We start from the raw sequence: 14,670 nt of genomic DNA, 5'->3' as shown, positions 1-14,670 counted from the left end.
GATGATTAGCATCGAAAATTCCTTCTTAAAAGAGGAGATAAGCGGTGTTGCCTTTTCGGATAGAAATGAGTTTACTAGCTACCTCTGGTTTTTTATATATAGCATCATCTGAATTACATAGAGGAAAGGGGCGGATGTAGGAAGCGGTGCAAGGATAAGGGAAAGAAAGAACAGCAAAAGAAAGGGAGGCATAAGAATGTCAAAAATGGCATGGAAGCAACGTATTGCGTTGCTAGTAACCTTAAGTATGGTACTACCTTTGTTTAGTCCATTTGTAGCATGGGCGGAAAAAGATTTGGTGGAGAAACACACTGAATCAACGAAAACAACAGTTACGGAAAAGGTTTACCAAGAGGTGGATCAAATCCCTGAAACGAATGATTCGGATGATCAGAGTGATAGGAAACATCTGGATACAAAGGAAGAAAAGCCAGAAGAAAAACAGGAAGATGCAGCTTATGAGGAAGCGAAAGAAACAGAAGAGACAGAAGAAGTAGAACAAATAAAAATGCAAAGCAATGATGAATTTGAGTTTGATGAAGAAAAAGGAATTATTTTAGGATATCGAGGAAAAAATCCACCAGAAGAGCTAATCATACCATCTACTATTAACGGAGTGGATGTGAAAAAAATAGGTGAAAAAGCTTTTCACTTCTCTTCTTTTGGCGGAAGTATTAATAGTCAGATTAAAACACTTGTGCTACCAGAAGGGCTTGAAGAAGTAGGTCCATGGGCATTTCAGGGGAACTTGATTGAAGAACTGAAATTGCCTAACACCTTGAAAACAGTAGAGAAACGAGGGTTCTGGGGGAATCAGATTAAAGAAATTACCTTCTCTGATCATTTGGTAAAAATTGGAGAGGATGCTTTTGAAGGCAATAAGTTGAAAGAAATTCACCTTCCTGAATCCTTAAAAGAAATAGGAGCTATGGCTTTTAAGGATAATGAACTGGAGCATGTGACGTTATCTTTGGGACTTGAAGAAATTGGACAGCAGGCATTTACCTTCAATGCCCTGGACGAAATTATTTTGCCTGATAGTGTGAAGGATTTTCCATCCAATGGAAGAATTTTCTGGCGGAGCAATACAAAGAAAGAGGATGGAATCCAGCGATATACAAAGATTTATAATAATGGGGATGCAACAGACTTAAATACTCAAGGAATTGTTAATCCTGCTTCTCTGACGATTCATTATGTAGATGAACAGGGGAAAAGCATCAAGGAAACGGAAGGGATTACAGGTCAGGAAAAGCATGCTGTATGCGATGAAAGCTGGAGTCTGGTAGTGGGTAACCAACGCTACTTGAAAGATTATAGAACCAGTACGGGGAATTTTAGGGACTATAATTTTACAGAATCCTTGGGAGAAAACTATTTCCGAATAGGAAATACGATCACCTTTGTACCAAAAGAAATTCCTGGATATCTAGCTCCAGAACCTATTGAAATAACACTTGAAGAAAAGCATAACGAAAGCAATGTTGTTTATCAGGAACTTGGCTCTATCGCTTTGTCGTTGGAAGGTGAAGGTGTTAAAAGCCTGCCGGAAGCCGGCACTATAGGGATAAATCAAGACGTAAGGATTTATGTCATTCCTCCGGAAGGCAAAGAGATTGATCGGTTTTTAGTCAATGGTAAAGACAAGCAAGAAAGGTTGGAGTATAGGAATTTACGCTATGAATATTCGTTTAAAGCGATAAAAGATACAGATGTAGAAGTGACTTATCGTAGCGTTGGAGAATCGACCCAAGAATTGGAGATAAAAGTAGAAGAAAAAGCTTTTTTACTTGGAGAAAAGGCCCAGATCACATTAGCCTATCGGGGTGAACTGGTAGAGCCACCGTTTGACGGGATTCAATGGAACGTTGATGATGAATCTGTGGCATATCTTGATGAAAACACTGGAGAAATAATAGCTCTTAAATCGGGTACATTTATTTTAACAGCTATGTTAAAGGATGACAGTACCCGTCAGGATCAAATAGAAATAGAAGTATTATCTTTTCCCTCATCGATCCGGATAGAAGCGAATGATCATACGATGGTGCCGGAAACAGAGGTAGAGATTTCTTCCTTAGACCTAAGTCAATATGGCATTAGTCGAGAATTTGACGAAGTACGACCTATTCATGTTATTATTGCCGGACTGGAAAGTGTTGGCATAGATTGCAGTGATAGTCAAAAAGGACTTAATCATAATAATGGTACCTACATTGATATGATTGATGGATTAGCTACCTTTAGTACGGGTCCTGGAGATGGGTGGATGTATTATGTGGACCATCAATGGGCCAATTTAGGGGTAGATAATTATCCCATCCATCCAAACCAGGAAATTGTTATGTTCTTTGTGGAAGACTATATGGATAACACCTATAGCTGGTTTGAAGAAAAAAGGATCTATACATCAACAGGAGAAGCAACAGAACTGGTGTTGACTGGATCTCATTATGATATGTGGACAGATGAAACAACCACCGGACCTGTAGAAGGTGCAAAGATTCTACGGGAAGAAGAAGCTTTAGAAATAGCTGGCGAAACTTTTACCACCGATGAAGATGGAAAAGTATCCATCGTTTTTGCCAAGCCGGGAACCTATCATCTATCGGCTGAAAGATTTTCGACAGAAGGTAAACGAGATATTTCCAGACCTTATGTAAAAGTAGTGGTGGAAGGAGAAGAAAAAGAGCCCACCCCCTTTGAAGTGGAAATCAAAGGGTTGACAAATCCCTCCTATCAGTCAAAAGTTACAGCTGAAGTGGAGTATCGGGGCGATTTTCAGAAGCCGGTATCGGTTCAGTTAGAATATGATGGTCAAATCATAGAAGCTGAATCATCAGGCGAATATGTGCTGAATCTGGCGGAAGGCATCAATGTGATTACGGCCAAAGCTACCGATAACCAGGGGAATGAAGTAACTGATAGAAAGATAATAAACTATAGCCAGATCAAGGTAGTGGATTTTAAACCAGCTCCTGGCCAGTTTACCAATACAAACTGGACAGATGCCAGTAGGCTTCGGTCAGTTCCAGATGGAGGAATCTCCCTGGGTGCTTTTGGCGGGTATGTTATTGTCGAATTTGAAGAACCTGTGAAAAATGATCCAAGAAATCCATACGGCATGGATTTTACCGTGTTCGGAAACCCCTTTGAAATAGCAGGACAACCGAATATCTACAATCAGGAACCAGGTATTGTAGAGGTAAGTAACAACCTGGAAGGACCATGGTACGTACTGGCAGGTTCGGAGCATTATCAGGAAGATACGTACCACGATTATCGGGTGACCTATACCAATCCGAAAAAAGAAAAAGCTACCAATGTTCCCTGGCAGGACAATAAGGGAAATCAAGGCCATGTGAAAAGAACGATTTATGATAATCCTATGTATCCTGAGGCTGAAGCCTTTCCAAACATTGATCAGAATCAATATACCCTGACAGGCGTATCGATTCTTAATAATTTGGCAGGAACGGAGGTAGGAACCAAGGCGTATCAGGTAGGATTTGGATATGCGGACAGCACTCCTACTGCTTCTGGTGCAGATTTTCAAGGCCCTCCCAACAATCCTTACCGATTGGGCATTCAAGGGTACGGTGGCGATGCCATGGACCTTCGTTGGGCTGTGGACCAACAGGGAAATCCGGTAAAACTAGATGAAGTTCGGTACGTAAAAGTGTATACCGGACTAATGAAGCATGCCGGAGGATTTGGCGAAATTTCCACAGAAATAACCGGAATACGTCCCAGCACGCCAGTGGAAAACAAGGTTCATCGCATTGAGATTGCAGGAGATTTAGAATTAGAGCCTGGCCAGAACAGTCAGCTATACGTAAAGGCTTTTGATCAAGCAGGAAAGGAAACCATTTATCAGCAAATAGACTGGAGCATTGAAGATAGCAAAGTAGCCGATATCCGAAAAGAAGCTGGGCTTGTAACCGGTTTGCGGGATGGCAAGGTTCAAGTAACCGCTACTTTAGCAACAGATCCAACGGTACAGGATACTGTAGAGCTGGTAGTTGGGTCGCCGGAAACGGTTATTCCTAAAAGGCTTCACATCACTAATCCAACAGGAAATAACACCCTGCAGGTGGGTGGAAAAACACGGCTTACACCAGTAGTGTATGATGAGGCAGGTCATATCATTGAAGGAATTGAAGACGATGCCTTTGTTTGGGAAAGTCAAGAGGAGAGAATTGCCTCCGTAGAACCTTGGTTCCTTGCAGGACGGTGGGAAGTTGAGGGCCACGGTGTTGGATACACGACTATCCAGGCTGTTTATGAAGGGATAGAAGGCTCGGCCGTCATTCGGGTCCTTGAAGAAGAACTTAATGTACGCACGGATGATAATCGCAGGATTGCCGAAAACGCTTGGAAAAACGCTTTGAAAAATGCAAAAGCCTTGCAAAGCGAAAAAGTATATTTAGGCGTTATCAACACCAATGCTGATCGGGAAGGGGATACGCTTCGAATACCAGTGGCATTTTTGCAACAAGCAAAAGAACAAAAAGTCACGTTGGTAGTAGAGGCTAAAGATTATGGTCTGGTCATTGATCCAAAGGCCTTTGATCTATCACCCTATAAGGAATTAGATTCCTCGGAGTTGCGGATTAGGACCAGCATGTTAGAAGCTGAGAGCCTACCAGCTTATCAGGGAAAAGAAACACTGGGAAGAACCTGGAAGCTGGCAATGAGTTTTTATGATGGAGAACAGATCCTAGAAGAAATCAGCCAGTTTTCCGCAGGCACAGAGGTTCAGTGGAGGATGAAATACTGGGGTCATGAAGGGGCAGATCAGGAAGCCAGCCGCATGCATCCCTATATTCTGGAAGACAATCAAGAAGCCTATATTGGACATTCCGAATATCATACTGAATCGCAGCAGCTTCGATTCTCCTTAAGAAAACCAGCCCTGGTGACCACGGTGCTGGGTGATTATGAACCGATAGATAAAGAAGAACCAGAAGAGGAAGAACCAATAGAAGAAGAACCAGAGGAAGAACTTGAACCGGGAAGTTTGGAAGAGGCGGCTCGCCAGTTGGTTCGATACTACCAGAATCAGCAACCCAACAGTCCCACCAGCGATTGGGAAGCCTTTGTAGGCCTTTGGGGACTTGGAGAAAATTTCCGGCAAGCGCCATGGCCAGTCTATGGATGGCAAGAAAAAGATCCAGGATTTGACGCCATCACCTTTGGAAATGCACATATCCATCACATTTACAGCCTCTTAGGAACCGGGCACAATCCAGCAGAAGCCTTTGAAACCAATCGAAATCTTTTTTCAGAACTGGCCCAACAGCAAAATGAAGATAGTGGTTATTTCGGAAATCTTGGAAAACATATATGGGCGATGGTAGCTCTGGATATTGGATTAGATATTGATGCTGAAATACCGGAATGGAATGCAGCGGCAAGGCAAAAAGCCATTGACGCTTTGCTGGCTCAACAAAATACAGACGGCAGCTTTGGCCGATTTAGTCATATTGACTATACCGGTTGGGCATTAATACCACTTTCTCGGTCAGAGGGTGTTGCTGTAGAAAAAGCCATTCAAGACGCTAAAAGCTACCTGAAATCCATGCAGGAACCTGATGGAGGTTTTGGTGGCACAGGTAGTTGGGATGTGGCCAACTCCAACAGTATTGCATGCGTTATTCAAGGGTTGATAGCCCTTGGAGAAGACGTTCAGAATCCAGAAGGCCCATGGGCTAAAAATGGCAATACACCAGTAGATGCTTTGCTGAAATATCAACGAGAAGATGGGGCTTTTAATTGGAAAATGGATGATGAAGGCTCCATTGGCATGGCAACCAAACAAGTATCCGTAGCTTTATCGGACTTGAAATCAGAAAGATCTACTTGGTATCAAATGGGCACAATCTCCTTTGAAACCGTTGATGATTCAGGCCTTACAGCCCTCATTGAAGAAGCAGAGGAAAAAGAAAACGGGCAATATACTGCTGTTTCCTGGCAACGAATGAATCAAGCATTGGAAGAAGCGAAAGAACTGGTGAAAAACCAGTCGGCAACACAGGAAGCCGTAGATCAAGCGGCAGAAAAATTACGGGAAGCCCTTCATCTGTTGGTCAGACGAGTAACCCTGTCCCAGGAGGAAGGAAGCCATCGGATTAGCCTGGAAGACATGGAGGAAGAAGTAGAAATAGAAATAAGTCCAGCCGATAGTCATAAGGAAGTAGAAATTCTGCTTTCTTCGATAAAGCCGGCAAGAATGAACCTGCCAGCCGACACTCCCCTTCCTGGGATAAGGGCAGAAAACGGGAAAAGCGTTTTTGAGATAGAAAAAGGAACACAGATCACAGAGGGAGACAGCTCTCGATTTGACCTGTTAATTGAAAGACCGGAAAAAGAAAGCGAGATAGAATCGCTTTTGAAGAAACACTTAACCAGCAACGGAAGTCGTTCTTCCATAAAGACTGTTGGGAAGGCTCTATCTCTTGGAAATGAAGAAAGAATAACCTTAGATCAATACGCAACCCTTACGTTTCAGGGCGAAAGTGGCAAAGAAGTAGGTTATCTTCAAAATGGCACTCTGAGTCTTGTTGAAAAAGTAAGCAATATAGAAGAAGCTGAAAAGCAGGGCATGGAAATCTTTGCTTATGATAACGGAGAAAATCTCTTGCTTCGCACCACGCACTTTACAGATTTCTTTGTGTACAGCTTGGAAGAAGATGAGAAAGACGAAGAGGATACCGGCTCAGATCAGGAAGATGAAGAGGACACTGGATCAGATACCGGATCAGATACTGGCAGTGGTGGCCCAGGTGGTGGCGCTGGCGGTGGTGGCGGTGTGGTTCCAAAACCGGAAAAAGAAACCGTAACCATCTCTATTGATAAAAAAACCATAGATAAAGGATATGTCCTTCGTCCTGTCGAAGTGGAGTTAAAAAAAGGAGATTCAGCCTGGGACGTATTAAAGCGAGAAATGGATCGACGATCCATAGCCTATCGGTATAGCTTCTCCGAACAATACAATAGTGTTTATGTAGAATCCATTGCGGGAGATGGCGAGTTTGACCATGGTGAGTTCAGTGGCTGGATGTACAATGTTAATGGATGGTACCCTAACTATGGTGCCAGCCGATATGAGTTAAGGCATGGCGATAGAATGCAATGGCGCTATACCACCGACTTGGGAGAAGATCTTGGAGAGGATTTAAGCAAGTGGGAGAATGATGGCGACAGCGGCCATACGGTTGAAATAAGAGCAGGTGAGAAAAAGCCGGTTCTTCAGATTCCGGAAGATATTAAAGAAAAATATGTGATTAAGATTGATGAAAAGTTAAAAGATATTGAAGTTCTTCGCATTGAAATACCAGAAATAGAGGAAGTAGTAGCACTTAATCTGGCGGAAAGCAAAGACGCCCTGCCGGCCATGATCGCTGTTAAGGAAGACTGGGAGTTGGAAATCGAAAAAGATACGGCTTTGCTTTCAGAAGAAACAGAAGTACAACTCTTTAGTTTAGTAGAGCAAGAAGCCATTGAATGGCTGGAAAACCAGTGGGTAAACTCAGATACAGAAGAAGAAAAAGTAGTTAAAAAAGCGGTGATGATGGGACATCCAGAGAAAAAGATATCCTTCAGCATACCGGTTACTCTTAGTTTGAAAAATGGCCGGAACTTACAGGTCGTCGTAAAGAGTGAAGAAACCTTAAGAGAAATTCCTGTATATGAAACAGAAGAAAAAGCCAAAGAAGCATTAGCGGAAGAAAAAGAAGCTAAAGAAGCATATGCCTATTTGGAAGGAGATACCCTTCGGGTAAAAACCCTTCACTTTAGTGATTTCTTCTTTTATCAACGGGCAGAAGAGGTAGAAAAAGTCGAAAAAGTTGATGAAGCAGCTGAAGCAGAGAAACGGCGACAAGAAAGACTAGAAGCCCTGCTTCTATACGAAGATGAGGCGCAAATATCAGATTGGGCTAGGGAAGCCATGGCAAAAGCCGTAGATACGGGAGTGATGCGAGGCTATTCACAGCAACTTCGGCCACAGGATGCGGTAACCCGGGCAGAGTTTGTTACATTGCTGACCAGTGTTGTTGAAACCGACGAACATCAAAGAAGCCTTCGATTCCATGACATTACATCGGATCATTGGTATTACCAACCAGTGATGAAAGCCGCCGGCAGTGGATGGGTATCTGGTTATGGCGATTACTTTAACCCCCAAGCCCCTATTAGCCGTGAAGAAATGGCAGTAATGCTGGCGAAAGCCATCGAATTAGAATACTGGAATTCAATCCTTGACACTTCTGACGCTGAACTGGTTTCTCCCTGGGCAGCAGAATCCGTATCCGCAGTGATGGCACATCGTTATATGAATGGAAATGGCCATCAGTTTATGCCAAAAGAAATCACAACCAGAGAGATGGCTGCGGTTGTGGTCATGAAAGCCTTTGACAGAGAAACAGAGAGGAAGCAAAAGAATATCAGTGCTGCTTCTGACCTGACAGATCCAGTGAAAGAGGAAGAAGCGAAGGAAGACGAAAAGGTACAAAAGGAAAAAAGGAAGGAAGATAAAGACAAAGACAAAGCAAAAGAAGCAAGTGAAGAAACAACCATAGGACGGCGTGAAGCCGTCCTCCAGAAAAAAATAGAAGAGACCGCTTCTTTTATGAAAATCATGGTGCCAGATCCCCAGGTAGCCAGTGTAGGTGGAGAATGGACGATTTTTTCCATTGCTAGATCCCATGTGGAAGTACCAAAGACCTATCAAGAAAAATACCTGAAAAACGTGGAAAATACCATGAGAGAAAAGGAAGGGATTCTTCATCCTATTAAGTATACCGAGTATGATCGGGTCATTCTGGCCCTTACTTCTCTGGGAATACCCGTAGAAGATGTGGCCGGCTATAGCTTATTAGATCCCTTAGCAGATTTTGAAACCGTATTAAAACAAGGGCTGAACGGGCCTATTTGGGCATTAATTGCCCTAGATACTGGCGGCTATACAATTCCTCAAATTCCAGATTTTCCTACCCAAACCAGCAGAGAAAAGTTGATTAAGGAAATACTGGACCGGGAGTTACCTGGAGGTGGCTGGTCGTTGACAGGAGATTTGCCGGCAGATACGGATATTACTGGAATGGCTATTCAAGCTTTGGCACCTTATCAAGATCAATCGGCGGTGAAAAAAGCTACTGAGAAAGGATTGGATTTTTTATCTCGGGAACAATTAGAGGATGGGAGCTTTCAAAGTGCCTGGGGCAACGAAGCCAGCAGCGAAAGTATTTCTCAGGTTATTGTGGCATTAACGGCTTTGGGGATCCATCCAGAAGAAGATCAACGTTTCATTAAAAATGGGAACAGCCCCGTAGATGCCTTGTTAAGCTTTTACGTGGAAGGTGGAGGATTTCGCCACATTCAATCCGGAGAGGTAGACCCCATGGCAACGGATCAGGGAATGTACGCATTGGTGTCGTATCATCGATTCTTAAAAGGATTGCCAAGGTTGTATGATATGACTACTGTTACTAGGGACGGAAAAGAATGAAGAAAGCGTTGTTTAAAGGAAAAAGAACCCTTTTAGATAAAAGAAAATAGAAAACAGGCAGGGGCATATAATGTCGCTGCCTGTTAGTAGGTGGTGAAAAAATGATCAAAAAAAGATGGAAATGGTTGTTGGCATTGGCTGTGATACTGAGTGCTTCTTTTTTGATAGATGATTTTCAGGCCTGGCGTTATGAAATAGCACCCCGGGTAACCGTGGAAGACTTAGAAAAAAATCCGGCACCGGTGATGCCCCATGAAAAAACAGATCAGGAGGAAGAATCATTTTCGGATCAACTTAATAAAGGAAATGATGCATCCGATGAAGAGGCAGAAGAGCCGAAAGAAGAGCCGAAAGAAGAAAAGGTAGAAAAAGCTTCGCCAGAAACGATAAAAAAAGATGAAAAAGAAATACAAGAAGAAGTGACGGAAGAAAAAGCAAAAGCAGAAGAGAAGGAAAAAGCAAAAGTAGAAGAGAATGAAAACTCAAAAGCAGAAGAGAATGAAAAAGTAATAGAAGAAGATAAAGAAGAGAAAAAAGAAGTAGAAACAAAAAAAGAGGAAAAGAAGCGAAGAACCGAGCAAGATCAGTACCTTACGGATCCAGTGCCAGAAGGAAAACCAGAACCTGTTGAGTGGCAAGAAACACAAGTAGATTATGGAAAGAAGAAAACCGTTATCCTGTCGGTCACTTGTCATACTATTTTGGAGAATTTGGAAATATTTAATCCAGACAAAATGGAGGTACTTCCAAGGGATGGCATCATTTTTCCGGAAAAGGAAGTTGTTTTTTATCCCGGAGAATCTGCCTTTGATGTGACCCATCGGGAACTAAAAAATGCAGGCATTCATATGGAGTTTAGCATGACTCCGATGTACAACAGCAACTATGTGGAAGGCATTCACAATCTTTATGAATTTGATACGGGTCCGTTAAGTGGTTGGATGTATGCGGTGAATGGCTGGTTTCCCAACTATGGTAGCAGTCGTTATTTGTTGGAAGCCGGAGATAAGATTGAATGGAAATATACTTGTGACTTGGGAAGAGACTTAGAAGGAGGCGCTTCCTCATGGAATTAGTAAAGAATCACGGTTTTTCCAATAGCCATCCTGTTGTCTTAATGACTTTCTTTATTGGGGTACTGGGAGTAACCATGTTTCACATGCATCCAGTATTCTTGCTAATGTCCCTGATTACTGGTTTTATCTATAACTGGAAACTCAGAGACCGGGCTTATGTGAAAAAGCAAAGTGTTTTTCTGGTAGTGATTATGGTGACCACGGCCCTTATGAATCCAATGTTTAACCATGCTGGCGTAACCATTTTGTTTTATACTAGAAACGGAAATCCTGTTACCGCCGAATCCATTTTTTATGGCCTAGCATCGGCAGTAATGTTTGCTGCCGTTATTTTATGGTTTTCCTGTTTTAATGCCGTCATGACTTCAGACAAACTAGGCTACTTATTTGGAAAACTTTCTCCCGCTCTCGGGATGATTTTTTCCATGGCATTACGATTTGTACCTCTTTACCAGCATCAAATCAAACAAATTGCCATGGCTCAAAAAGGGATCGGTAATGATTTTACCCAAGGCTCCTGGATTCAGAGGGGAAAAAATGGCATTAAAATCCTATCCATTATGGTTACCTGGGCCTTGGAAAGCGCCATTGAGACGGCAGATTCAATGAAAGCCAGAGGCTATGGAACCGGAAAAAGAAGTCATTTCTCTATTTATTCATGGAGTTTTCGGGACAAGGTTTTATTGACATGGATTGTCCTGTTTTTCTTGGCGATGCTGGCAGGTGGTGTGGAAGGATATGTGCAAGTCCGTTACTTTCCCAGCTTTCGCTTGGCAAGCTTTAATGGAGCTCATAGTCTTCTTCTCATATGCTTTTTTTGCCTGTGCAGTTTGCCAATTTTTGTCACCAGATGGGAGGAATATCAATGGCGTTGTTTGACATCCAGAATATCAACTTCTGGTATCCCGGACAAAATCACCCAGCTTTAAAGGAAGTAAACCTATCCATTGACGCAGGAGAAATGCTGGTTCTTTGTGGTGCGTCTGGTTGTGGAAAAACCACCTTGTTGCGGCAATTAAAGCCAGTCTTAACGCCCCATGGCAAGAAAGAAGGCGACATTCTTTTTAAGGGAGAGTCCTTAGCATCCTTAGAAATGAAAGACCAGGCAACGGCTATAGGCTACGTGCTTCAAAGTCCAGAAAATCAAATAGTGACGGATAAGGTGTGGCATGAATTGGCCTTTGGCTTAGAATCTTTAGGTGAAAAACAGGAAGTGATTCGCCTCAGGGTAGCTGAAATGGCCAGCTTTTTTGGAATCGAAGACTGGTTTCACCGATCGGTACATCATCTCTCTGGGGGACAAAAGCAATTACTAAACCTGGCGGCTGTTATGGTGATGCAACCAGAAGTGTTGATTCTGGACGAACCCACAGCACAGTTGGATCCTATTGCAGCCGTTGAATTTTTAGAAACTGTTCAAAAAATAAACCGGGAGCTGGGAGTAACCGTTCTCTTATCGGAGCATCGGCTGGAAGAGGTGATTCCTATGGCCGATCGGTTAGTTTTGATGGAAAAAGGAGAAGTTAACTTGAATCTTTCTCAGGAACTACTTCGAAAAAATAATTTCACCAAAAAGCAGAAAGACTATGTGACAACGACAGCAATGCGGATTTATGGAGAGGTAAGATCTTCGGAGCGAGGAATGGAATACGGTCCGGTTACAGTGAAAGAAGGGCGGCAATGGCTGGATACAATCCAAAGACAGGTATCGGCGGACTTGGGAAAAAAGCATTCAAATTCCTTGAAAAATAAAGAGAATTCCTTGGATAATAAAGAGAATTCCTTGGAATGTCAGGATCTTTGGTTTCGTTATGAAAAAGGTGGAAAGGATGTGTTAAGGAGTTTTAATCTTTCAGTTAAAAAAGGAGATTTTCATTGCTTACTGGGAGGCAATGGAGTTGGCAAGTCTACTTTTTTACTTTTGGCAGCAAAGATCTTGGAAGCTTATAGAGGAAAATTCAAAAGGAAGGATAAAAGAATCGCTTTATTGCCTCAAAATCCTAAAAATCTTTTGGTGAAAAAAACCTTGATAGAAGATCTGGAAAGTATGGAAATAGATGGAGGCCCGCCATCTTCCCAGCAAATAACTAGCATGCTGGAGTTTATGGGCTTATCAGATCTGACAAAGGCTCATCCATACGATCTGAGTGGTGGAGAACTGCAACGGGCGGCTTTGGCAAAAATATTAATGATATCACCGGATTTACTGCTGTTGGATGAACCTACGAAAGGCTTGGATCGTCCCTTTAAGGAAGCCTTAGCGAAACGGCTGATCGCCTTAAAAGATCAAGGGATGACGGTTCTAATGGTTTCTCATGATATTGAATTCTGTGCCCGCTATTCGGATACCTGTTCGCTTATTTTTGATGGGCAGGTGGTTAGCACAGAACCATGTTACCAGTTCTTTGCTGGAAACCGATTCTACACCACAGCCGCCAATCGCATGGCACGTCATGTAATGCCGGCGGCCATTACGGAAAAGGATGTGATTCAAGGATGCAAAGCTCTTTTTTGTCCCTGAAGAAAGCTAGGTGGCGCCTAGTGATATCAGCCGTAATGATCCTGCTATTGATTCCGGCCACCATTCTGTTGGGAGTGATGTACTTAGAAGATCGGAAGTACTATTTTATTAGTATGTTAATCATATTCTACACCTTACTTCCTTTTGCTCTTATTTTTGAAGAAAGAGAACCACAGGCCAGAGAGCTAATGATTATTGCAGTACTAACCGCTTTGGCAGTAGCAGGAAGAGCTGCTTTTTTTATGTTGCCTCAGTTTAAGCCGGTGGTGGCGATTGTGATTATTGCCGGCATCAGTTTTGGTGCAGAGTCTGGGTTTTTGGTAGGGGCCATGGCTGGCTTTGTTTCAAATTTCTACTTTGGTCAGGGTCCATGGACGCCTTGGCAAATGTTTTGTTTTGGGATCATAGGATTTTTGGCTGGTCTTATTTTCTTTAACGGGAAAATACGAAAATCAAAAAAGAATCTATGTATTTTCGGGGTGTTGGCAACCTTTTTTATCTATGGAGGGATTATTAATATCGGTGCCCTGTTTATGTTTATGCCTGTATTTTCTTTGGATGCTTTACTGGGAATGTATGTAACCGCCTTTTGGTTTGATGTGATTCATAGCATTGCTACCGGTTTTTTTCTGTTTTGGTTGACGGATCCGATGACGGAAAAGTTGGAACGGGTAAAGACAAAATATGGTTTGTTGGAAGACCGGTAAAGGGGAAGAGAAAAAGCGGGAAAGCCTTTTGGCTTTCCCGAGGAATGCACTAGATAATTAATGAAGGTTAAGGAATTTGAGCAAGGGTTTCTTCATATAAAGAAGATAGAAAAGCACCGTCCACAGGTCCCTTGCTTTGGTAGGTATAGGTTGTTTCCTGTAACTCCCCTTGGTTAATATAAGGAGTGGATAAGCTGAAAGCATCCAGTAATCCATCGGATAAGGTATAGGTCTCGATGGAAGGGTCTTGGCTGGAATCGGGCAATTCTTTGGTGACAGTAACCGTCGTTGTATTCCCTGATGTTTGAAGGTCCACGTCTAAAATGTCCCAATGATGAAATTCGTTTTCTTCATAGGGAGATCCGGAGGAATGGGCCTGTAACTGATGAAGGAGATTTTGAAGATGGGTACCCATAAGGTCTAGTCCTGCACCCAACATATCATTTTCGTGGATATCGGTAAGTTCGCCTTCGGTTTTGATTACCTGGTAGTTTTTTTCATTTACAATGCCAATGGTAAAGGAAGTGATAAAGTCATCGGCAGAAGGATCGCCTGCCAGCACATACTTACCTTGACGTGTAATGGGTGCGAAACCTGAGTCATACTGATAACCGGCTTCTATGGCCGCAAGAATTTCATCTACCAGTGATTTATAAGCTGGTAACAGAGCTGTTGTTTCGAGGGTGGAAGTCGCTTCTTTTCCGGATTCTTGCGATTCTTGTGTTTCTTGATTTTGCATGGTCGTTTCTCCTTCGGAATCAGAGCTTGCCTGGGAAGAAGAATCACCACCGCATCCTGGCAATAACAGGAATAGCATGAGGAGGATGATAAGTTTCTTTTGAAGAGGGTTCACTA

Annotated in this window: 6 protein-coding genes; 5 read left to right on the top strand and 1 reads right to left on the bottom strand. The window is 42.7% G+C overall.

From position 1 onward, the window contains the following. Positions 1-196 precede the first annotated feature (196 nt). The 5 genes from BLV55_RS09540 (at position 197) to BLV55_RS09520 (ending at position 13,815) form a co-directional block, all read left to right on the top strand. Complete coding sequence (locus BLV55_RS09540; RefSeq protein ID WP_093313785.1) at positions 197-9,511, top strand: S-layer homology domain-containing protein; 9,315 nt, start codon at positions 197-199, stop codon at positions 9,509-9,511. A gap of 101 nt (positions 9,512-9,612) precedes the next feature. Beyond that, a complete protein-coding gene (locus BLV55_RS09535; protein ID WP_242870094.1) occupies positions 9,613-10,587 on the top strand; it encodes a DUF4430 domain-containing protein in 975 nt (324 codons plus the stop codon). Continuing rightward, entirely contained in the window at positions 10,578-11,516 is a 939-nt protein-coding gene (locus tag BLV55_RS09530) for an energy-coupling factor transporter transmembrane component T (protein ID WP_093313783.1), read from the top strand. The genes BLV55_RS09535 and BLV55_RS09530 overlap by 10 nt, the downstream gene beginning before the upstream one ends. After that, positions 11,453-13,108 (top strand): ABC transporter ATP-binding protein, encoded by a 1,656-nt coding sequence (locus BLV55_RS09525; RefSeq protein WP_093313781.1) that lies wholly within the window; start codon positions 11,453-11,455, stop codon positions 13,106-13,108. The genes BLV55_RS09530 and BLV55_RS09525 overlap by 64 nt, the downstream gene beginning before the upstream one ends. Positions 13,109-13,128: 20 nt before the next feature. Next, positions 13,129-13,815: an ECF transporter S component gene (locus BLV55_RS09520; protein ID WP_242870093.1), complete on the top strand. Its 687-nt coding sequence runs from the start codon at positions 13,129-13,131 to the stop codon at positions 13,813-13,815. A 67-nt stretch (positions 13,816-13,882) separates the two neighbouring features. On the opposite strand, the gene BLV55_RS09515 is transcribed toward BLV55_RS09520, so the two are convergent. Next, positions 13,883-14,554 carry a hypothetical protein gene (locus tag BLV55_RS09515; protein WP_143033186.1) on the bottom strand — a complete coding sequence of 224 codons (672 nt, stop codon included), beginning with the start codon at positions 14,552-14,554 and terminating at the stop codon, positions 13,883-13,885. Positions 14,555-14,670 lie beyond the last annotated feature (116 nt).

The organism is Tindallia californiensis, assembly GCF_900107405.1.
Taxonomy (GTDB): domain Bacteria; phylum Bacillota; class Clostridia; order Peptostreptococcales; family Tindalliaceae; genus Tindallia; species Tindallia californiensis.
This window is presented reverse-complemented; position numbering and strand designations above follow the sequence as displayed.

Bases quoted from the DNA above. Each gene is read 5' to 3' on its own strand.
- BLV55_RS09540 (WP_093313785.1), top strand. From the start codon at position 197: ATGTCAAAAATGGCATGGAAGCAACGTATTGCGTTGCTAGTAACCTTA.
- BLV55_RS09535 (WP_242870094.1), top strand. From the start codon at position 9,613: ATGATCAAAAAAAGATGGAAATGGTTGTTGGCATTGGCTGTGATACTG.
- BLV55_RS09530 (WP_093313783.1), top strand. From the start codon at position 10,578: ATGGAATTAGTAAAGAATCACGGTTTTTCCAATAGCCATCCTGTTGTC.
- BLV55_RS09525 (WP_093313781.1), top strand. From the start codon at position 11,453: ATGGCGTTGTTTGACATCCAGAATATCAACTTCTGGTATCCCGGACAA.
- BLV55_RS09515 (WP_143033186.1), bottom strand. From the start codon at position 14,554: ATGCAAAATCAAGAAACACAAGAATCGCAAGAATCCGGAAAAGAAGCG.